Below are 23,315 nucleotides of genomic sequence, written 5' to 3' on the forward strand. Positions count from 1 at the left end.
AAGAAGGAAAAAGATGGCAAAGATTTTTGCAAAAGATACCTTTGCTGTTGTTGACTTAGAAACTACAGGAACGCAGCGAGAAAAAGGCCATCATATTATTCAGTTCGGATGTGCAATTATCAAAAATATGAGGGTGGTTAAGACATATTCATTTATGATTAATCCTCATCGTGAAATTCCCCAGTCTGTAGTTAATCTGACTGGTATTCATAATGAAGATGTACAAGGGAAAGATGATTTCTCTGTTTATGCACCGAAGATAGTAGAGATTTTAAAAGATACGGTTTTCGTAGCGCATAATGTTGATTTCGATTTACCTTTTCTAAATTATGAATTAGTACAACATGGCTATGAGGCTTTGACTAATAAGGCAATTGATACAGTGGAATTAGCTAAGATTGCTTTTCCTATATTGCCTTCATATAAGTTGAGTGATCTAACTGCTCAACTTAAGATTAAACATCTTAATCCTCATAAGGCTGATTCAGATGCATACGGGACCGCCATTTTATTAATTAAAATTATTTATAAATTAGAGAGTCTTCCTCAGGCAACTTTGAATACGTTGAGCTCTTTATCAGCAAGTTTAATTAGAGATACATCTTGGGTAATTGCGACAATTGCAGATAATCTGCGTAAGCAAAAACGGCCACTGAGCTCAAGCTATATGCAGGTTCGCAATATTATTTTACAAAAACAGAATGATCAATTAGATCGTCATGGAGAGAATGCTCATTTTCCAAAAACTGATGATGAAAAGAAGAATTTGTTTAAAGGTAAATTGCATTTTCGTCGTGCTCAGGTAGATTTAATTAACCATTTACATCAATTTATTAATAATCCCGATAAACGAGCTATGATAATTGAAGCGCCTAATGGAACTGGAAAGACTTTCTCATATTTGTTTTCATATGCGTATCAACTTTATTCGGGTAGAAAACTAGTAGTAGCTACACCAACCAAGGTATTACAAGAGCAGATAATGGAGCATGAGATACCTCAGCTTTTAAAGGTTACTAAATTAGATTTAACAGCTGAGGTCGTTAAATCCAGCAGTCATTATTTAGATTTAGATGGGTTTGTACAAACGATTTTTCAAGGTACGCCGAATAAAGATACTCTTGTATTACAGATGCAGATCTTAGTTTGGCTTACGGAAACTAAAACTGGTGATCTAGATGAGCTAAATTTGACTAACTATAATGCTCCGTTGTTTGCACAGATTCAACACCCGGGGGATGCAAGAGTAGGTAGTCGTTTTGCTAGTGTAGATTTCTGGAATCTTGCACGAAAGCGCCAGGAAGAGGCTGATATATTAGTTACTAACCATGCTTATTTGGCTAATCATTATATGGACACTATTTGGGGGCAAAACCCATATTTAGTAGTTGATGAAGCACATCGCTTTACTGAAAGCGTTATTAGTTCACGTAATGATTCATTACGCTTTGAAGCTTTATGGGGCGTATTAAGTCATTTACGCAACCTGCTTTATTTTTCTAATGATGGTGTAGAAAATCAATTTAATGCTAATGTGCAACTCAACTTTTTATTAAAAAAGCTTGATCCACAGATTCTAGAATTGATTCAATGTATTAATGATTTACAAAAGGATTTATACGCTCAAAACGATAATGCAGTCAATAGGTCATTTTTGGCTAATGGAACTTTAGAATTAAGTTTTCAAGGAAAAGGCTTATTTAATAAAAATAGTCAATTTAAGCAATTATTATCTAAGTTCCAACAAAAATTAGAGGAAGTTAGAGAATTAACCAATCAGGTTTTGTTTGAACTTTATCATGAGCAAGAACAAATTCTGACCAATACTGAGACTCTGCTGAGTGAAATTACTGAACAAATTGATCGTTTAGATTATTATTCTGAAAAGAGTTATCAATTAGCAGATATATTATCTGATTCGCAAAATTTGGATCAAGATGGGTTTATATTGATGGTTACTAATCCGGATGATCCTTTAAGCACTAACTTAGATTGGCTGATGTTAGATGCTGAAGAAGTGCTTAATCAAATTTATAGTTGCTTTGACCATATTGCTTTTATCAGTGCTACATTAACCAGTAACCATAATTTTGATTATGCTGTTAACCAGCTGGCTTTAAAAAATATGGCTGTAGTTGAATACATAGGCAAAAGCACATTTAACATTAAGAAGCATTTGCAAGTAATCTCGGTTAATAACATGCCTAATCCAGATAGTGAAGCGTATGAAGATGATATTGAGCAAATTTTAATTAACGATCTTACAAATAAAAACCACGTCCTAGTGTTAATGACTAATCTAGAAAAAATTCGAACGGTATTCATGGCTATTATGAATTCCCCAGAATTAAAAGATTTCGAAATATTGGCCCAAGGAATATCGGGTTCTAATAATAGAATTGCAAAAAGATTTGTAATTGCTAAAAAAGCGATTATTATTGGTGCTGATAGTTTTTGGGAAGGAATCGATTTTCATGATTGTGGTATTGATACTGTATTTGCAGCACGATTGCCATTTGAATCCCCAGATCAGCCAGAAGTTCGTTTAAGACAGAAAAAACTAGAAGATCAAGGGATTAACGTCTTTGAAAAGGATAGCCTCCCTCGAGCTGTTATTAGATTCAGACAGGGAATGGGGCGCTTAATTCGTGGTGAAAAAGATCATGGACAATATATTATTTTGGATCCTAGATTATGGTCTAAAGAATATGGCAAGGCGTTCTTACAGGCAATTCCTGTTAAGGTAGAAAGAGTTACAAAAGAGAAATTAAAAGAATTAGAAAATAAGAAAAAATGATGATACAAGATGATACGAGACAAACGTTAAAATTTATATCATGGGTAATCGGGATTGTTATAATTGCTTTTGTGGCTAGCATTTTAATCTTTTATTATGCGGGGTCTCGCAGTCGAGGTAATGATCAAAAAATTGCAGAAATAGCCCGGACTAAAACTCCAATTAAGAATATTCAAAGCTACTATCATTTAGATAGAGGAACTAGTAGTTATGCTATTACTGGAACCGGGGAAAAAGGCAAACGCTATTATTTTGTTTATTTGCCTAACTCTAAAAAAGCATATTTATATCCAGCAAATAAAGGAGCATCTGAAACCTATATTAAAAATAAGTTTAAATCCTCTCATTCTGATGCTACAATTAATCATATTAATCTTGGTTGGTATAAAGGCCAAGCAGTTTGGGAAGTAGCCTATAAAAAGCATAATGATAATTTGGGCTATACAATATATGAATTTAAAGATGGAAATGATATTTCAGAAGTCGATAATTTATAGAAACTTTGGTATCATGGAACTGTATAATTGATAAAAAGGTGGACAGGAATTTTATGACAGAATTGATTTCAATTAAAGATTCTTCTAAACATGTTGACGAAGAAGTTAAGATGCATGTTTGGTTAACAGATAAAAGATCAAGCGGAAAAATTATTTTCTTGCAATTGCGTGATGGTACTGCATTCTTCCAAGGTGTAGTTCGTAAAAATGATGTAACAGATGAAGTATTTGAAGCTGCTAAATCACTTAGACAAGAATCAAGTTTTTATATCACTGGTACCGTACATGAAGATGCACGTTCTCACTTTGGCTACGAAATCCAAATTACTGATTTAAAGGTTGTTTCAAATAATGAAGGTTACCCTATTGGTAATAAGGAACATGGTGTTGATTTCTTGCTTGATCACCGTCACTTATGGTTAAGATCAAAGAAGCCATTTGCTATTATGCAAATTAGAAATACTATGTTTAAGGCTACTGTAGACTTCTTTGAAAAGGAAGGCTTCATTAAGTTTGATGCACCAATTTTCATGCACTCAGCTCCAGAAGGTACTACTCAATTATTCCACGTTGAATACTTTGACCATGATGCTTACTTATCACAATCTGGTCAATTATACGGTGAAGCTGGTGCTATGGCTTATGGCAAGATCTTTACTTTTGGTCCAACATTTAGAGCGGAAGAATCAAAGGGTCGCCGTCACATGACTGAATTCTGGATGATGGAACCCGAAATGGCTTGGATGCACCAAGATGAATCATTAGACTTACAAGAAAGATACTTAGCTTACATGGTTAAGCAAGTATTAGACAAGAATGAATACGAATTGAAGATTTTAGGTAGAGATCCTGAAAAGCTTCGTCCAACTACCGAAGGTAACTTTGTTCGTCTTCCATATGATGATGCTGTTAAGATGCTTCAAGAGGCAGGTCGTGACTTTAAGTGGGGCGATGACTTTGGTGCACCTGATGAAGGTTACATTTCTGAACAATATGACCGTCCAGTATTTATCGTAAACTACCCAACCTCAATTAAGCCATTCTACATGAAGAAGAATCCTGATAATCCAAAGGAATACTTATGTGCTGATGTTATTGCACCAGAAGGTTACGGTGAAATCTTTGGTGGATCAGAACGTGAAGGTAACTACGAAGTGTTGAAGCAACAAATTATTGATGCTGGTCTTAACCTTGAAGATTATCAATGGTACCTTGACTTACGTCAATTTGGTGGTGTTCCTCACTCAGGCTTCGGTATGGGCTTTGAACGTACTATTGCTTGGGTATGTCACCTTGACCATATTCGTGAAGCAATTCCATTCCCAAGATTGATTAACAGAATGCAACCTTAATAATTGCATCGACAATTATGAATATATAAACCGAAAGTTGGACTATTTATTAGTTCAACTTTTATTTTTGGAAAGGAAATCTGCCTTGCAATTTAATGATTATCGCGCTTTAGGTTTTACCACCTTACAAAATGGCTTAATTGCGTACTATTCTAAACTTAATATTAGTGATGCGGAGTTATTGTTAATTATTCAACTGGAAGCTTTTAGTCAGCGTGGAGAGTCGTTCCCCTCGAACGAAAAAATAGCGGCTAATACTAATTTGACGGTAGCAGATGTTGGCAATATTATTCAAAGACTAATTGATCGAGATTATTTAACTATTGAGCAAGTAAAAGATAATCAAGATAAAATTGGTAATAGATATAGCTTAAATAAATTGTATGATGCTATAGATCAATATATAGATCAGAATGTATTAATCAAAGATAAGAAGAGAGAAAAGACTGTATCCGTTGTAGATGATTTAGATAATAATCCGTTAAATTATCTTTCTCGTAAAGTTGAGGTAGAGTTTGGACGTTATCTGAGCCCAATTGAGAGGGAAGAGATCGCTCAATGGCTAAGTGTGGATCATTATACTCCTGAAGTGATAGAATTGGCTCTGAGAGAAGCTGTGTTGTCTCAGGCTTATTCTTTGAAATATATTGATCGAGTTTTACTTAATTGGCAGCGGCATAACTTAAAAACCGTTGATGAAATTGAGAGATTTTTAAAGAGGAACAGATAGGATGGCAGAAGATTTATTAAGCGATGATAAAGCACGTAGTGTTTTAAAAAGAATTTTAGCAATGTACCCTGATGCTAAAGGCGAATTGCAATGGGATAATACTTTTCATTTGTTGTGTGCAGTAATGATGAGTGCACAGACGACCGATAAAATGGTTAATCGGGTTATGCCTGATTTTATTAAAAAATTTCCTACTCCTGAAATTTTAGCCAATGCTCCAATTGAAGAGATTGAAAATACAATTAAGACTATTGGATTGTATCGCTCAAAGGCCAAACACTTAAAAGCTACTGCACAAATTTTAGTTGAAAAGTATAATAGTGAAATTCCTGAAGATAAGAAGACTTTGATGACGTTACCTGGAGTAGGAGAGAAAACTGCTAATGTAGTTTTAGCTGAAGGTTACGGAGTTCCAGCAATTGCGGTAGATACGCATGTATCAAGAATATCGAAGGTGTTTCATATTGTTGATCAAAAGGCAACACCACATGAAGTTGAACAACGGTTGGAATCAATTTTACCTAAGAATGAATGGATTAAAACGCATCATGCTATGATTCTATTTGGAAGATATACAATGCCAGCCAGAGCCAAAGGTGATCCATATTCATATTTGAATTAATTAAGATGAAAAAGGTTTATTTCTATTTGCAAAAATGCTTAGAGAAATAAACCTTTTTCATCTTAATAATATAATTATAGTGAGTTGTTACTAAATTTAAAATGCATAAAACAAAGTCTGCCTTCACTACGTTTCGGCAGACAAATAAAAAGAGTAGACACGCCAGTCTACTCTTAAACAATTAATCTTTATCAGAGTCATCATGATTTTGTTCATGATCTTCGTTATCTTCATTTCTTGTCGGCCTACTACTTTGAGTATGTGAAGCGGAAGATGATGATTGTTCACGACTACTTTGACTAGATTGAGATCTTTCAACTCTGCTTGATTGATGAGCAGTACCAGCTTCACTAGAAGAAGACTGAGTATTGTTTGTATTAACAGAATTGTTGGTCTCATTATTTGTATCAGTTTCTTCATCATCTTCATCGTAACTGGCCGCGCTATCACTGACACCAGCAGGGGCATGACCTCTAACATATAGTTGCCAAGTGCCGCCAGTTTTTGCACGAATGACAGATTTAGGCTGTTCCCAATTCAAGTTTGGTTTATTTCTCATTAAGTAAGACATCATGCTCTTATACATTAGTTGAGCTGATTGTTGTCCAATACCTGAAATAGTACCATCCTTTAAATTATCATAACCTGTCCATATACCAATTGTATAAGATCTAGTGTAACCAACAAACCAGGAGTCCTTAGGAGTTGAATTATAACCAGGGTATTTTGCTAAATCTTCATCAGAATATTTAACAGTACCAGTTTTACCAGCTTGATAAAGATCTGGAATCTTTGCATTAGTACCTGAACCATGTTTGATGACGCCTTTCAGCATATCAGTAATCATGTATGCTGTTGACTTCTTCATAACACGAACACCGTTAGAGTCATAATTTCTAGTTAAACCATCAGGTGTTTCAATTTTAGAGACAAATTGAGGCTTATGGTAAATGCCCATTGTTGCGAATGCACTGTAAGCACCTGTCATTTGCAAACTAGAGGCATTAGCACCAATAGCAACTGATAATCCGGAATTGGCTGGGACATTAACGCCCAATCGACGAGCAAAAGCAGAAGCACGTTTAACACCAACATCAGCTAATGTCTTAACAGCGGGAACATTACGTGATTGTTCCAAAGCTTTACGCATAGTCATCATGCCATCATATTTATTATCCCAATCATAGAGTTGGATATTAGTACCTGGGTAAACATATTTGCTATCGTCAAGCATCTTTGCAGTTGACCAATTCAAATATTGAATTGCAGGAGCGTAATCTAATACTGGCTTAATTGATGAACCTGTCGATCGTCCAGTTTGAACAGCACGATCTAAGCCTAATTGAACTGAAGGCAAGTGTCGACCACCTAAAATTGCTACAACATGACCATTATTAGGATCGATCACTGTAGCACCAATTTGCATTTTATTGTTTGTGAATGGGACAGAGCCATTATTTGCCAATTCATAGAGTTTGTTTTGAGCATTTTGATCAATATTAATAGTGATTTTCAAATTATCATTATAAGGATCAAAACCTTTGCTCTTAACTTCAGAAATAACTTCTTTGATGTATGGATCATCGATCTTTCGAATCTTCGATTCGTTATCTGCTCGACGCTTTTTTAGCCCCTTAGTAATTGGTTCATTAATTGCCTGGTTATACTCATCTTTAGTGATCTTTTCGTTTTGTAGCATAGTTTTTAAAACAATGTTACGACGATATTGGGCCTTTTGAGGATAAAGGTAAGGATCATAGGCAACGGGAGCATTAGGCATCCCTGCGATTAAAGCAGTTTGAGCTAAATCAAGCTTTTTCAGTGGCTTGCCATAGTAATAGTTAGCAGCAGTTCCCATACCATAATTTCCATAATTCATGAAGACTTTGTTAATATAGAATTCTAAAATTTGGTCTTTACTGAACTCATGTTGTACTTTAACTGCTAGCCAAGCTTCTTGAGCCTTTCTCTTTAAGGTACGTTGTGATGCTGCAGTAGAAAATACTGTTAACTTAACTAGTTGTTGAGTAATAGTAGAACCACCAGCAGCAATACTATTGCTTTTGGCATTAGTAAGCATAGAACCGACGATTCTAATTGGATCTACGCCAAGCTTATCTTTATAAAAACGCTTGTCTTCAACGGAAACTACGGCATCTTTTAATAATTGTGGTATATCTTTATTTTTTACGTAAATTCGTTTTTCAGAACCAAGTGACAACAAAAACTTACCATCATTATTATATAAACTAGACGTACCGCCACTTTGCAATTGATCTTGACTGATATTAGGTGCATCTTTTGCATAAAAAGCAAATAGCCCAATACCTGAAACAATCAATAGCAAAACTATTAGAAAAAACCATTTAATGATTTTGATACCTAAACTATTCTTAATCGACCTTCGTTTATGATAATTTCTACGTGATTCACGTTTCATATTATTTTCTGTCATGATTATCTTTCCCTATCTGCAATAAATTTATCAACTGCTTTTAAATAAGGTAGTGTAGGACGAAAACCGCTTTTGATTTCATAGGAATTGTCCACGATTTCTTTTAAAGTCATAGAACTTTTATCCTTTTCTCTCCAAGCATTAATTACAAAGCTAGCTGGAGTGACAAAATATCGTTCCAAACTAGCGAATCTAATAATTGTAAAGCAAATTCCTTTTTGCTTCAAACATGCGCTCAAATGAAAAATCTGGTGCTCATGAAAGTTCTTTAAAGGAAAGTTGGTTTTATTTCTGGTTTCTTTAGCTTCGAAATCAAGATAATATCCTTTATAAACGCCGTTATAGTCAGTAGTTGAAGCTTGTCTAAAATAAGCTTTACGAATAACAGCTTTAGAGCGTTTAGGATAATCAACCTTAACAATTTGAATGGGGGTAGGCTTCTTATGAACTACGGCGATACCCTCAGTCAAATAGTATTTATTAGATTCATTAATTTGTTGTTCAAGTGTCATTCCACGATCAGAAAAGTTAACGCCTTTCCGGTGAGTATATGGACGACGAGTACTATTTTCTTTCTTTTTAATAGGTTTTCTAAATGCAGCTAAACTGCCGCTTGGATATTTGACCATTGACTTCACTCCTGTTAGCATTATAGCAATAAAGACTAGATTTTTGAATATAGGGGGCTTTTAATGCAGCGTTTATGGGTAACTGGTTATCGTAGTTATGAATTAAATGTTTTTGGTGATAAAGACCCTAAAATTACTGTTATTAAGTACGCTTTAAGAAATTATTTTAAGAGTTTGCTTGAAGAGGACCAGTTGGACTGGATTATTACGGGAGCAAATTTAGGAATCGAGCAATGGGCGGCAGAAGTAGGACTAGAATTGGGTCAAAAGTTTCCTGTGCGAACTTCTATTATGATCCCGTATGAGAAGTTTGCTGATCGCTGGAATGAAAATAATCAGTCTAAGTTTTTAAACTTAAAAGAACGCGTCGACTTTTTTGCTTCAACTTCTAATCTACCTTATCAAAATTCGGTGCAATTACGTAATTATCAAAATTTTATGGTTCAACATACTGATAGAGCTTTGATGATTTATGACCCAGAGCATCCCGGCAAACCAAAATATGATTATAATTTAATTCAAAAGTACCAAGAAACTAAAGAATATCCATTAGATTTAATTGATTTTTATGATTTACAAGATGCAGCGGAAGAATATCAAGAGACTCATCGACAGAATTATTTCTCCGAATAATTTTAAAGTTTTATAAAAATGGAAATCTTGGTTTTACCTAGGCTATCTTTTTGCTAAAATAAAAATGAATGTAAAGGAGTTGTCAGTAGAATGGCAAATTTAAATGATATTAAACTATCTGCACAAGACATACTAAAAAAGCAATTTAGAAGTAAAGTAAAAGGTTATGATCCAGACGAAGTAGATGCTTATTTGGATGAAGTTATTTCAGATTATGAGAATTTTCAACAAATTATTGAAGATTTATATGGACAAATTGGCACACTTCAACGTCAAATAATGGACGAAAGACAAAAGGAAAAGAAGACAGTTGAAACAGAGAAGGAAGATAAAGTAAAAACTTACACCCCAACTCATAGAAGAACTGCCTCAGTTCCTAATTTTGCGGATGATAATCAGGGCGAAATTTCAACTAACATGGCCATTATTCAACGAATTTCAACTTTAGAAAGAAAAGTTTATAATCTTGAACAACATGTTTATGGTGTAAAGCATTAATTTTTGCTATAATGGTTAACGGTGTGGATCTTGAGTAGGCGCGGCTAGCTATATGCTAGCTGAGGAAAGTCCACGCACGCACAGGCTGCGATGCTTGTAGTGATCGTATTCAGCTCAATAAGCTGGAGAAGAGTTTTTAACTCTTACGGCGGAAAAAATGCTAAATCTTTAAGACATGCATGACTATCCTGAAAAGTGCCACAGTGACGAAGCAAAATTAGAAATGATTTTGGTGGAACGAGGTAAACCCTGCGAGCGTGAAACCCAAATTTGGTGGGGGAGTCTTGGTCTAAGAAAATGAACTAAAGACCAGGTTATTGTCTTTGACAATAAAGATAGATGACTACTGAAGGTGATTTTTGCCAGAATTACTGGAACAAAACGTGGCTTATAGAGATTCACATTGGCAGAGTTGGGCTTGAGTCCAGCTCTTTTTTTATTTTTAATTAACGAAAGAGAAATAATGAAAGAATATCAACTATACGCAACTATGGGCGCTGGTTTTGAAAGCGTTGTAAACAAAGAATTACAAAGTATGGGTTACAAGACCAAAGTCGAAAATGGACGTGTGTTTTTTAAGGGAACCCAAGAAGATATTGTAAAGACTAACTTGTGGTTAAGAACTGCAGATAGAATCAAAATCTTGTTAAAAGAATTTAGAGCAACCGATTTTGATACTCTATTTAATGAAGTTTATGATTACAACTGGGCAGATTTGTTGCCAGTAGATGCTAAGTTTCCTGTGCAAGGTCGTGCAGTCAAGTCGAAGCTTCACTCTGAACCAGATGTACAATCGATCGTAAAGAAAGCTATCGTCAATAAGATGATTGATCAATATCATAGACGTGGCTTCTTGCCAGAAACTGGTAGTGAATATCCATTGGATGTTCACATTTATAAAAATATTGCTCGTATTTCCTTGGATACTACTGGAGCAAGTCTTTTTAAGCGTGGATATAGAGTAGAACATGGTGGCGCACCATTAAAGGAAAACTTTGCGGCAGGTTTATTAAAATTGACCCCGTATAATGGAACGCATCCCCTGATTGATCCAATGACAGGTTCTGGTACTTTAGCAATTGAAGCGGCTTTAATTGCTAAAAACATTGCACCAGGAACATGGCGAAAATTTGCTTTTGATAATTTCGATTGGTTTAATCACGATTTACATAAATCTGCATTAGAAAAAGCTAAGGCAGAGGTCAAAACATTAGACGCTCCTATTTGGGCTAGTGATATTGATCAATCTGTACTTGAGGTTGCTAAGTTAAACGCTCATAATGCAGGGGTTTTACAAGATATTCGTTTTAAGCAAGTAGCGGTCAAAGACTTTACTACTGACTTAGAAAATGGAATTATTATTGCCAACCCGCCTTATGGTAAACGTCTTAAGGATCGAGAATCTGCTGAAGAATTATATAAGCAAATGGGTGAAGTTTTACGTCCACTAGACTCATTTAGTCAATATTATTTAACAGCTGATCCTAATTTTGAAAAATGTTTTGGAGCAAGGGCTACTAAGAAGCGTAAGCTGTTTAATGGTAATTTAAGAGTAGATTTCTATCAATATTGGGCAAACAGAAGATAAAAAATGATTACGAAGGATCTTAATACTGAATTTTGGGTAATTTCTGATACGCATTTGATTGCAAACAGTTTGCATGATGAAGGACAAGCTTTTTCACAAATGCAAAAAACTAGTCAAGGTAAGGACTTATATTATCAAGAGACTGCTCTAACAGCTTTTATGCGAATGGCACAAAGAAAAAAGCCTGCAGCAATTATTGTCACAGGCGATATTACTTTTAATGGTGAAAGAGTATCAGCTGAAAAATTTGCCGAAATCTTTCGACCATTAAAACATACGAAAGTATTAGTTATACCAGGAAATCACGATATTTTTGATGGTTGGGCTAGAGAATTTCGTGGTAAAAAGCAATTTTATGCAGGTGAAATTAGCCCAATGTTTTGGCGTTCAATTTTTGCTAAATCCTATCGTCAAGCAGTTGATACGGATGATAGTTCTTTGGCATATAGTGTGCAATTAAATCCACAATATTTTTTGATATTGGCAGATTCCAACTTATATGGTAAAGAAGAAACGACGGCTGCTCCGCATACGCGAGGAATGATCGGCAAATCCCAACTTAAATGGATTAAAAAACAGCTGCAGTATGCGGAGAAAAAGCAACTTCGTCCGATTTTATTTATGCATCATAATTTATATGCTCATAATCCTGCTGTAAATAAAGGATATGTGGTTGATGATGCAGTTGAATTAAGGCGGCTTTGCAGTCAATATAATGTTAAACTAGCTTTCAGTGGTCACATTCATGCTCAAAATATTATGGGTCCCCAAGAAACAACTCCTACAACTGAAGTAGTAACTTCAAGTTTTTGCTCTAATGATCAAGGATATGGGGTTGTGCGCGTTCATTCACGTCATATTACATATGTAAGACGTGATTTTGATATGACAAGATACCTGACAGACCAAGAAAAAGAAAATTATACCTTAGAACATTTTCATAAGTATTTAAAGAATCTACAATTAGGCAGTATCTCTGCGGATATGATGCAGAGTGAATTGAATAAATATCATGACGATATAGATTTAGTTCGAGCAATGGGTAAATTGTTTGGCTGGATGAATTATCACTTTTTCACTGGGCATAATCATATTAAGGCGAGTGAATTGAATAAAATTCATTCTTCAAAGGCCTATCAAGTGTTAATTAAACATCATCCTGAATATAGGCTATATTTAGAGACTCTGTATGACACCAGTGATCATAGTAATTTACAAGTAAAAATAAAATATTGATAAATAAAGAGAGTATGATTTATTTCGTACTCTCTTATTTTGATGGTTTTTGATACAATAAGAAAAGGAATAAATGATATGTAGGGTGTGATCTAAATTCTAAAATCTAAACGGCATTTTATATTTTTAGGAACAATTGGAGTAATTTATTACTCATGGCTTTTAATCGTTCTGTTGACAGCTTTTATTTTGGGTTATGAAGGAAATAAAGCAATTAATATTCCTGGAATGGTAGTCGGATTCATTTTTATTGTTTTGTTAGTGTATACATGGTTGTATTCATTTTTCGAAAATAGTAAAAATAAATATTTACTTAAATTGCCATACAGAACTCAAATTAAGGTAAGTAAACCAGTTTTAATTGCAAAATGGCGTATATTTGAAATTTATCGATTAAAAAGTGAATTTCAAAGCTATTCTGTTTTAGTTTTTTCAAGAAAGAAGAATAAGCATAGATGAAATCAGATATTGAAATTGCACAAGAAACTAAAGAGTTACCAATTAATGAAATTGCCGCAAAGGTTAATTTAAAAGAAGATGATCTAGAACCATATGGTTATGATAAGGCTAAGATCAATTGGCAAGCTATTAATCGCATTTCCCAAAACAAAAAATTAGGAAAGTTAATTTTAGTAACTTCTATCTCGCCAACACCAGCTGGAGAAGGAAAATCTACTATTACTATTGGTTTAGGTGATGCTATCAATAATCAATTGCATAAAAATACAATGATTGCTCTGCGTGAACCATCAATGGGTCCTGTTTTTGGACTTAAAGGTGGTGCAACCGGTGGTGGTATGGCACAAATTATTCCGATGGAAGACATTAATTTACACTTTACTGGTGATATGCACGCTTTAACTGCAGCGATTGATACATTAGCTGCATTAGTAGATAACTATATTTATCAGGATAATAGTTTAAATATTGATCCAGAACGAATTCTTTTGAAACGCGGTTTAGATGTTAATGATCGTGCTTTGAGAAATATTACAGTTGGGCAAGGCTCTAAGTTTAATGGCGTTGAGCATAAATCAAGTTTTGCAATCACTGTAGCCAATGAATTGATGGCTATTTTATGTTTAGCAACAGATATTGATGATTTGAAAGCTAGAATTGGTGATATGCTTGTTGGTTATACCAAAGATGATCAACCAGTTTATGTTAAACAACTCGGTTTTCAAGGTGCAATTGCTGCATTACTTTCTAATGCATTAAAGCCAAATTTAGTTCAAACGCTTGAGCATACTCCTGCACTAGTTCATGGTGGCCCGTTTGCAAATATTGCACATGGGGCTAACTCGGTTATTGCTACTAATCTTGCCCTACATTTAAGCGATTATGTTTTAACTGAGGCAGGCTTTGGTAGTGATCTCGGTGGTCAAAAGTTTATGGATTTTGTATCTAACCACTTGGACAAAAAGCCAGATGCAGCGGTTGTTGTTGCAACTGTTCGTGCGCTTAAATATCAAGCTTTAGGAAAGACCGACAATCTGGATGAAGAAAATCTTGCTGCTTTGAAGGCTGGATTTAAGAATTTAGAGCGTCATATGAATAATATGCGTTCATATAATGTGCCGGTGGTTGTGTTAATTAATCAATTTGCAACAGATACTGAGGCAGAACTTGATTTGCTTAAAAAGTTAGTTGAAGAACAAGATATTCCAGCTGAGGTAGTTACTTACCATGATGATGGCTCTAAAGGCGGAATTGAAGCTGCACAAACAGTAATTGATTTAGCCGATTCTGGTAAGGCTAAAGTAGTATCAACTTATGATGAAGATGACGATGTCAAAACCAAAATTGAAAAGGTAGCTACTAAAATTTATCATGCTAGCGGAGTGGAATATACAGAAAAGGCTGATAAACAAATTAATGAGCTAACCAAGTTAGGCAAGGAAAAGTTGCCAGTAATTATTGCTAAGACACAATATTCGTTTAGCGATGATAAGAAACAATTAGGTGCTCCAACTGATTTCAAGTTGCATGTGAAAGGAATCAGTTTGAAAAATGGAGCTCGTTTTATTGTTGTAACTACGGGACATGTATTGGATATGCCAGGCTTGCCTAAGCATCCTGCAGCTTTGGATATCGATGTTGATAATAATGGCAAGATTAGTGGGTTATTTTAATAAAAGATGCAATTTTTATATTTATTTATTTCATTATTTGTAGTTTTAGCAGATCAAGGATTAAAAAATTATATTGTAAGCAATTATACCGTTGGTGAAGTTCATCAGATTATTCCGGGAATTTTATCATTTAATTATTTACAAAATGATGGTGCAGCTTGGAATATTTTAACTGGTCAAATGTGGCTATTTTACGCTATCAGCGTTATTGCCATTGCAGTTTGTTTATATTTTTTGTTCAATAAAAAGTATAAAAATGCATTGTTTGACGTGGGATTAGCCTTAGTATTAGGTGGTATTATCGGTAATTTCATTGATCGACTTCATTTAAAGTATGTAGTTGATATGCTTCAACTTGATTTCATTAATTTTAACATCTTTAATATTGCTGATTCTGCTATTACCACTGGTGTGCTCATTATATTTATTTACTTAATTTTCTTTGCAGATAAGGATGATAAAAATGCCTAAAAAATATTTATTACAAGTTAAAGATGAGCACGGACGTTTAGATAAATTTATCTCAGAGCAAGTACCTGATTTGTCTAGAACTAGAGTAAAAGAATTAGTTAAAGAAAAAGAAATCCTAGTTAATCAAAAAGCAGAGAAAGTATCTTATAAAATTCAAGCAGGCGACAAAATTGAAATTAATGTTCCAGCGGTAAAACCAATGGATGTTGTTCCAGAAAATATTCCACTTGATATTGTTTATGAAGATGACGATGTAATTGTAGTAAATAAACCACAGGGCATGGTGGTGCATCCCGCACCAGGACATCTTGATCATACTTTGGTGAATGCACTTCTTTATCACACAAAAGATTTGGCACAATCTCCCGAAGGTTTTAGACCTGGGATTGTACATCGAATTGATAAGGATACTTCAGGTTTGTTGATGATTGCTAAGAATGCTCAAGCAAGAGAATCACTTGAAGATCAGTTAGCTCATAAGACAAACAAAAGAATATATTGGGCCATTGTTCATGGTAATTTTAGTGAAGAAAATGGTGTCATTGATGCTCCAATTGGCCGCAATCCATATGATCGCAAGAAGATGGCAGTGGTAGAAAATGGTAAAAAAGCTATTACACATTTTAAGGTACTCAAACAATTCAAAGGCTATAGTTTAATTCAATGTCAACTCGAGACAGGACGAACTCATCAAATCAGAGTACATTTAGATTATATTGGACATGCAGTTGCGGGAGATCCATTATATGGTCCACGCAAAACTTTAAAAGGGAACGGCCAGTTTTTGCATGCTAAAGTTTTAGGCTTTAAACATCCCCGGACAGGAGAATGGCTAGAATTCGCTGTTGAACCACCTAAGATATTTCAGGATATGTTAGCCCAATTAGAAAAAGCAAGTGAATAAAAATGAAACGTTATTTGATATTAGAAGATGGCAGCTCTTTTGCTGGTGAAGGTATTGGCGCAAGTATTATTTCCACCGGAGAATTAGCAATTCAAACTACTAATTTTGGCTATCAAGAAGCATTAACTGATCCTACTAATGCTGGAAAAATTCTAGTTTTCACATCGCCAATGATCGGCAATAATGGGATCAATGCAATTGACTATGAAAGTATTGATCCTACTGTTAAGGGAATAATTGCTAATGATATTGCTTTGAATATTTCTGATAGTGAAAATTTTGAAGATTTTAGTTCGTTTTTAAAAGAAAAAAAGATACCTGCCATTTTTAAGGTAGACACCCGTGCGCTTGTTCATCGTTTGATGGAAGAAGGAACTATTAAGGCCTCAATCATGGATACTAATGATGAACACGCTTTTGATCAAATTAAAGCATTAGTTCTGCCTAAAAATAAATCGGCAATGGTTTCAACTAAAAATGCTTATGCATCCCCAAATGTAGGTAAAACAGTTGCAGTTTTAGATTTAGGATTAAAGCACTCTATGCTCAGAGCTTTGTCTCTTAGAAAAGTAAACACAACCGTTTTACCTTATAATGTTAGTCCGCTGGATGTTGAGAACTTACGTCCTGAAGGAATCATTATTTCAAATGGACCAGGTAAACCGGAGGAAATAGTTGATAAAATTGCTCCGATTTTAGATCATTTTTATGGCAAATATCCAATCTTAGGAATTGGATTAGGTTTCTTAGTGTTAAGTGATTATTTAGACTTTGAATTGGTTCAGTTACCTCAGGAATTCAATGGAATTAATTATCCAGTAATTGAGCAAAATACTAATGCAATTTGGCAGACTTCAATGAATATTGATCAATTAGTATTACCTGATAGCGTAAAAATGAATATGAATCGTGAATATTTTGATCTTCATAGTGAATTAAATGCAGGATTTTGGAATATCAAAGACAAGATAGTAGCAACCGCTTTTAATCCAGAGGGAGCCCCAGGATCCCATGATGCAGATGAAATTTTCGATTATTTTTTACAAATGATGGAGTAAATTATGCCGTTAGAAAATGATTTAGATAAAGTATTAATTATCGGATCAGGTCCTACTTTGATTGGTAGCGTAGCTGAGATGGACTTAATGGCTACAGAAGCTATTGATGCCTTAACCGAAGAAGGAATACAAGTTATATTGGTTAATCCTAATCCAGCAACTATCTCCACGGATAAAAAGTCCAATGTTACCGTATATCTAGAGCCGATGACATTAGATTTTCTTAAGCGAATTTTACGTATGGAAGAACCAGATGCGATTATTACTGCGTACGGTTCAACTAATGGATTAAAAGTTGCTCATAAATTATTGCAAGATGGAATTTTAGAGCAAATGGGCATTCAGTTGCTAACTTTGAATTCTCGTATCTTGCAGATGGGTAATCAGCAAAAAAGAACAGAGCTTTTAAATAAATTAGGAATTGATACTAGTGAGTCTTGGGAATTAAATCAAAATGCTCAAGACAATATGAATGGTGCTATGGATAATTTACTTTCCAAAGTTACTTTTCCAGTATTAGTTACTAAGTATAATCGTTATGTTCATAATGAACATTTACGATTTAAGACTAAAGAAGCTTTAGTGACCTATTTTAAAGAAGAAAGACAAACTGATAATTTTACATGGAAAAATTATCGATTAACGGAGGATCTTTCAGCTTGGGAAGAAGTTATTGTTGATGTAATACGTGATAAGGATGGCAATTTAGTATTTACTAATTTTGCTGGTTCGATAGAGCCAGTGGGAATAAATTCTGGTGATTCAGCTATAGTAATGCCGTCTTTAACTTTAAATAATGATCATATTCAAGAATTGAGAGAATCAGTTAGACGAATTGTAGATAATTTGGAAATTGTTGGTTTTACTAGTTTTCATTTTGCTATTAAACATCATGGCACCCAAATTAAGTCAAAATTATTGACGATCCGTCCTCGTTTAACTCGTAGTTCTGTTTGGGCTCAACGAATTGGCATGTATGATGTGGGTTATGTAGTAAGTAAAGTAGCTATTGGTTATCGACTAAATGAAATAACCGATCCATTATCAGGATTAAATGCTTCTATTGAACCTACTTTAGATGCAATAGCGATTAAAATACCTTATTGGTCATTTACTGGTTCAGGTTATAACCATTATCAGTTGAATAATCGAATGCAAGCCAGTGGCGAAGCAATGGGCGTAGGACGTAATTTTGAAACAGCGTTTTTGAAAGGTTTAGATGCAACTACTAATCTTGACTTGGGCTGGGCTGCTTTTGTAGAAGAGAGCCGGAAAACATATGAAGAAATAATTGAAGATCTTAAGCATCCCGATGAATTACATCTAATTAAATTACTAGCAGCTATTAAAGAAAATATTCCTTTTAGTGAATTACAAGAAATTACAGGCCTTCATCCAATTTATTATCAAAAGCTTCTTCATATTGTCACAATCATTAATAAACTAGTGCAAAATAAGGAGCATTTAACTTTAGATTTAGTAAGAGAAGCTAAAGATTACGGCTTTTTTAATCCATTGCTTGCTAAGGTATTAAATATTTCTGTAGAGGAAGTACGATCATTAATTAGTAAATATAATTTAGAACCATCATTTTTAAAGATAGACGGTTCGGCTGGAGTTTATCGGCCTAATGTGTGTGCTTACTATGGCGCATATGATGTTCAAAATGAAGCTAAAGATTTAGCGGCAGATAAAAAGATATTAATTTTAGGTATGTTGCCTTTACAAGTATCTGTGACTAGTGAATTTGACTATATGATTGCTCATGCAGCAAAGACTTTACATAATAATGGCTATGTTACAGTTTTGCTTTCAAATAATGATGAATCTGTTTCTTCTAGATATAAGGATATCGATCGAGTATATTTTGAATCAATTACATTAGAAAATATTTTAACTATTGCTAAAAGAGAAAATATTAAAGATGTACTTTTACAATTTTCAGGTAAAAGAGTAAGTGCATTAAGTAAGCAATTGGAAGAAAATGGTCTTCATATAATAGGTCAATGGGAGACTAAAGATCCTCGTGATATGATTACGGAATTATTAAATCATCCCCTGACCGATTTAAAACGAGTACCATCTCTGAAAACTACAAATCCTAATGCTGTATTTGAATTTGTTGATCAATATGATTTTCCAATTTTAATTGGGGGCATGAATAAAGAGAATAAATTAAAATCCGCTGTAGTTTATGATATTCCAGCAATTAAAAGATATTTAGCTGAAAATCAGGTAGATCAAATCACCGTGTCTCAGTTTATTGAAGGGAATAAGTATGAAGTAACAGCTATTTCGGATGGTAAGAATGTCACTTTACCTGGTATTATTGAACATTTAGAGCAAACAGGTTCACATGCATCAGATTCAATAGCGGTTATTAAACCTCAAAATTTATCATTAGAACAACAAAAAAAGATTGAACAACAATCGATTAAATTGATAAAAGTATTACAAACAAGAGGAATCTTTAACTTACATTATTTGTTGGTAAATGATGAATTATATTTATTACAAATTAAGCCATATGCAGGTCATAACGTAGCGTTTTTGTCTAAGTCTTTGAATAAAGATATTACTGCCTGCGCTACGGAAGTCTTGATAGGTCATAACCTTCAAGATTTGGGCTATCCCAATGGACTATGGCATACAAGTAACTTTATTCATATTAAAATGCCAGTATTTTCTTTCCTTAATTATAGTAGTGGCAATACATTTGATTCTAATATGAAATCATCTGGTTCAGTAATGGGGCGAGATACTCATTTAGCTAAGGCATTATACAAAGGATACGAAGCTAGTGATTTACACATCCCTAGTTATGGGACAATTTTTATTTCAGTTAGAGATGAAGATAAAAATCGAGTGACAGAATTGGCTCGTCGATTTGATAGATTGGGCTTTAAGTTAATTGCAACCGAAGGAACTGCGAATATGTTTGCGGAAGCTGGGATTACTACAGGAGTTGTAGAAAAAGTCCATAATAATCCTCGCAATTTACTAGAAAAAATCCGACAACATAAAATTGTAATGGTAGTAAATATTACTAATCTTTCTGATGCGGCTAGTGAAGATGCATTACGAATAAGAGATGAGGCTTTGTATACTCATATTCCGGTATTTTCAAGTATTGAAACCGCTGAATTAATTTTAGATGTATTAGAATCACTAGCGTTAACTACACAACCAATTTAAAATAAAAAAGCTAAGTTTATTCAAATAACTTAGCTTTCGCAATAAGCATGTTTAAGAGGCATGCTTATTTTTTATTGACTTTCATTGCCATAATTTCTTTCTCTACTGGAGTGACTTCAATAGAGTTTTGACCAGTATAAATTACAAATCCGGGTTTAGCACCATTAGGCTTTTTAACACGTTTGTCTTGTACATAATCTACTTGAACATGGGCAGAGTCTTTGCCCTTAGAAAAGAATGCTGCGATTTCAGCTGCTTCTTTAATATCGTCTTCAGATGGTTGATCATCTCGTAAAATCACGTGAGATCCTGGCATATTTTTAACATGGAACCAGTAATCAGATTTGTTAGCCTTTTTTAAAGTTAACCAATCATTTTGATAATTGTTTTTACCAACTAAAACATGTTTACCAGAAGAAAGTTTAAATTCATTCAGATTACGTTCTGTAATTTTATTTTTTCGTTTATTCTTCTTTTGTTTTCGAATATATCCTTGATTGATTAACTCATCATTAATTTGATCAATATCCTGCGGATCCGCATTATCGATAGCAGTTTGAATAGAATCAAAATAGCGCAAATTTTCTTCGGCTATTTTGATTTGCTGATTAACATGTTTAATGGAATCGCGCAATTTTTTATATCGAGTAAAATATTTTTGAGCATTGCGTGCTGGTGAAAGGGCAGGGTCTAATTTTATTGCAATAGGTGCATTGTTTTCATAGTAGTTAGGCAGGGAAACTGTAGTCATTCCTGGCTTCACTTGATTTAAATTTGCGTTTAAAATTTCACCCTTAATACGATATCCTTCTGAGTTTTCAGCAAGATCGAGTTGTTTCTTTAATTTCTTGATTTTCTTGCTTAGCTTTTTTTGCTCATTCTTAACCACGCGTTCTACTTGACTAGCGCGTTGTTTTACCCAATCACGATTAGCTTGATATTCATAAAATTCATCAAGTCCTTTGTTAAGGTCAGGATTAGAGCTTTCCTTTTCAAGATCTAGATGATAAGGCAAATAACAAAAGATTTTTCTCTTATTATTAGGAGTCTTTAAAACAAATGCGCGTGGATTGTCGAACTGATTGAAAAACGTTTTAAAGGAAGAATAGCTGTATTCATCTTCTAAGTACCCCAATAGTTCACTTCGATCATCTTTATCTAAACCATCCATTTGCTTAGCTAAACTTTTAGCATCATTTTCATTGCTAAGTTGTTTAAATTCAGTTTCAGACAAAGTTAATCCATTTATTCCTGGCTTCAATGGAGGTAACTCATATTTTGCTTTTGGTAATAAAATACGAGCTCTATTTTCATCAGGATTAATTCTCTTTAATAAGTCGATGATATGATTATCTTTTTGATTGTAGAGAATCACGTTACTGTGACGACCCATTAATTCTACGGAAAGAACTAATTCGATTTCATCACCCAATTCATTGCGATTACTAAAATGGAAATTAGTAATTCGATCTAAACCTACTTGATCAATAGATTGTAAAACAGAGCCCTCTAAGTATTTACGTAATACCATTACAAAAATAGGAGCTTTATCAGGGTTGTTAATTGTTTGTTCAGTTAAATACATCCTTGGATATTGTGCATTAGCTGAAATTAAAAATTGGTAGTTTTTTCGATTTTTTCTAAAGATTAAAACTAAGTCTTGATCAAAGGGTTGGTAAATTTTTGATAAACGACTTCCTACTAGAGTAGGGGTTAAATCTTGTAATAAACTATGGATAAATGATCCATCAAATGCCATAATACATCACCTCAAAATACGTTTAATATTATAACAATAAAATTCAATATTCTAAAATTATTAGAGTTATCAACTATAAGCTAAAAATAATACACATTAATAATTAGGTAAAACTAATATAAATACAAAATGACATATTAAAGTTATAATTAACATTAGTATTAAAGTTTTAATATTTAATGTTTCACACAACACTATATATCTAATATAGTTTGGAAACGGTATTATCAAATAGATTATTAAATGATAAAATACAGTTATAGTAATCTAATTTGGAGAAAAAGGACTTTGTATATGGATGTATTATTTTTTAGCACTGTTGCAGATCAAATAAAAAAAGAAATAAATCACAAGTGTGGCCTGAATATTTCACAAACTAGAATTTTGCTTTTTTTTGATGACACAAATAATAAAGCTTTAGCCATGGGGAAATTAGCTAAAGCACTTAATATTTCTTTATCTACCTTAAGTCGTCAGCTTCAACAAAAAAAGACAAAGAGCCTTATAGAAATTACACGATCTGAAAAAGATTCAAGTAAGATTGTGAAATTAAGTTTAGAAGGTATAAAGAAAGCAGAAGAACTAAAGAATACACTTAGTAAAATTGAAAGTCTTCTTTTTATATCTTTGGATTCTGATGCTTCTAGTCTGTTTGTTAAGCAACTTTACGAAATTGCACAAGCTTCTTCCTCATTAAACGACTTCTAAGTGTATAATTTTTTACGGTAAGTTGAATAAATAATTAAAAAAGCCCAAGTC

18 protein-coding genes and 1 other RNA gene are annotated in these 23,315 nt (G+C 33.8%); 16 read left to right on the plus strand and 3 right to left on the minus strand.

Translation table 11 applies throughout. From position 1 onward, the window contains the following. The first annotated feature begins 13 nt into the window (after positions 1-13). The 5 genes from CP355_RS04370 (at position 14) to nth (ending at position 5,998) form a co-directional block, all read left to right on the plus strand. Positions 14-2,797 carry a helicase C-terminal domain-containing protein gene (locus tag CP355_RS04370; protein WP_098043973.1) on the plus strand — a complete coding sequence of 928 codons (2,784 nt, stop codon included), beginning with the start codon at positions 14-16 and terminating at the stop codon, positions 2,795-2,797. Further along, a complete protein-coding gene (locus tag CP355_RS04375; protein WP_098043980.1) occupies positions 2,797-3,294 on the plus strand; it encodes a hypothetical protein in 498 nt (165 codons plus the stop codon). The genes CP355_RS04370 and CP355_RS04375 overlap by 1 nt, the downstream gene beginning before the upstream one ends. Before the next feature lie 53 nt (positions 3,295-3,347). Beyond that, a complete protein-coding gene (asnS, locus tag CP355_RS04380) occupies positions 3,348-4,646 on the plus strand; it encodes an asparagine--tRNA ligase (protein ID WP_098043974.1) in 1,299 nt (432 codons plus the stop codon). Positions 4,647-4,731: 85 nt separating this feature from the next. After that, the gene (locus tag CP355_RS04385; protein ID WP_025005665.1) at positions 4,732-5,376 is read left to right on the plus strand and encodes a DnaD domain protein; all 645 of its coding nucleotides are present in this window, start codon (positions 4,732-4,734) and stop codon (positions 5,374-5,376) included. Between the two features lies 1 nt (position 5,377). After that, on the plus strand, positions 5,378-5,998 hold the full coding sequence (nth, locus tag CP355_RS04390; RefSeq protein WP_056945515.1) for an endonuclease III: 621 nt from the start codon (positions 5,378-5,380) through the stop codon (positions 5,996-5,998). Positions 5,999-6,179: 181 nt separating this feature from the next. On the opposite strand, the gene CP355_RS04395 is transcribed toward nth, so the two are convergent. Then, positions 6,180-8,453, minus strand: a complete 2,274-nt coding sequence (locus CP355_RS04395) for a PBP1A family penicillin-binding protein (RefSeq protein WP_087235527.1) — start codon at positions 8,451-8,453, stop codon at positions 6,180-6,182. Positions 8,454-8,455: 2 nt separating this feature from the next. Continuing rightward, positions 8,456-9,082: a Holliday junction resolvase RecU gene (gene recU, locus CP355_RS04400; RefSeq protein WP_025005667.1), complete on the minus strand. Its 627-nt coding sequence runs from the start codon at positions 9,080-9,082 to the stop codon at positions 8,456-8,458. Between the two features lie 63 nt (positions 9,083-9,145). Here recU and CP355_RS04405 point away from each other — a divergent pair, with 63 nt between their 5' ends. The 10 genes from CP355_RS04405 (at position 9,146) to CP355_RS04455 (ending at position 20,797) form a co-directional block, all read left to right on the plus strand. Then, positions 9,146-9,715, plus strand: a complete 570-nt coding sequence (locus tag CP355_RS04405; RefSeq protein ID WP_087235528.1) for a DUF1273 domain-containing protein — start codon at positions 9,146-9,148, stop codon at positions 9,713-9,715. A 90-nt stretch (positions 9,716-9,805) separates the two neighbouring features. Beyond that, entirely contained in the window at positions 9,806-10,213 is a 408-nt protein-coding gene (locus CP355_RS04410) for a DivIVA domain-containing protein (RefSeq protein WP_098043975.1), read from the plus strand. Between the two features lie 26 nt (positions 10,214-10,239). Then, positions 10,240-10,609, plus strand: an RNA gene (gene rnpB / locus CP355_RS04415) — RNase P RNA component class B. A gap of 67 nt (positions 10,610-10,676) precedes the next feature. Beyond that, positions 10,677-11,801, plus strand: coding sequence for a class I SAM-dependent RNA methyltransferase (locus CP355_RS04420; RefSeq protein ID WP_025005670.1), 1,125 nt, complete (start codon positions 10,677-10,679; stop codon positions 11,799-11,801). A 3-nt stretch (positions 11,802-11,804) separates the two neighbouring features. After that, a complete protein-coding gene (locus CP355_RS04425) occupies positions 11,805-13,037 on the plus strand; it encodes a metallophosphoesterase (RefSeq protein ID WP_098043976.1) in 1,233 nt (410 codons plus the stop codon). Between the two features lie 455 nt (positions 13,038-13,492). Continuing rightward, positions 13,493-15,169, plus strand: a complete 1,677-nt coding sequence (locus CP355_RS04435) for a formate--tetrahydrofolate ligase (protein ID WP_025005673.1) — start codon at positions 13,493-13,495, stop codon at positions 15,167-15,169. A gap of 6 nt (positions 15,170-15,175) precedes the next feature. Further along, a complete protein-coding gene (gene lspA / locus CP355_RS04440; RefSeq protein ID WP_025005674.1) occupies positions 15,176-15,640 on the plus strand; it encodes a signal peptidase II in 465 nt (154 codons plus the stop codon). Then, positions 15,633-16,544: an RluA family pseudouridine synthase gene (locus CP355_RS04445; protein ID WP_098043977.1), complete on the plus strand. Its 912-nt coding sequence runs from the start codon at positions 15,633-15,635 to the stop codon at positions 16,542-16,544. Before lspA ends, CP355_RS04445 begins: the two co-directional genes overlap by 8 nt. Before the next feature lie 2 nt (positions 16,545-16,546). Further along, positions 16,547-17,602, plus strand: coding sequence for a carbamoyl phosphate synthase small subunit (locus tag CP355_RS04450; protein WP_098043978.1), 1,056 nt, complete (start codon positions 16,547-16,549; stop codon positions 17,600-17,602). Positions 17,603-17,605: 3 nt separating this feature from the next. Continuing rightward, a complete protein-coding gene (locus CP355_RS04455; RefSeq protein ID WP_025005677.1) occupies positions 17,606-20,797 on the plus strand; it encodes a carbamoyl phosphate synthase large subunit in 3,192 nt (1,063 codons plus the stop codon). Between the two features lie 64 nt (positions 20,798-20,861). Here CP355_RS04455 and CP355_RS04460 read toward each other — a convergent pair whose 3' ends face one another. After that, positions 20,862-22,556, minus strand: a complete 1,695-nt coding sequence (locus CP355_RS04460) for an NFACT family protein (RefSeq protein WP_025005678.1) — start codon at positions 22,554-22,556, stop codon at positions 20,862-20,864. 294 nt (positions 22,557-22,850) lie between these two features. Here CP355_RS04460 and CP355_RS04465 point away from each other — a divergent pair, with 294 nt between their 5' ends. Further along, a complete protein-coding gene (locus CP355_RS04465) occupies positions 22,851-23,264 on the plus strand; it encodes a MarR family transcriptional regulator (RefSeq protein WP_098043979.1) in 414 nt (137 codons plus the stop codon). Positions 23,265-23,315 lie beyond the last annotated feature (51 nt).

It is taken from the genome of Lactobacillus sp. UMNPBX4 (assembly GCF_002554115.1).
GTDB classification, from domain to species: Bacteria; Bacillota; Bacilli; order Lactobacillales; family Lactobacillaceae; genus Lactobacillus; species Lactobacillus gallinarum.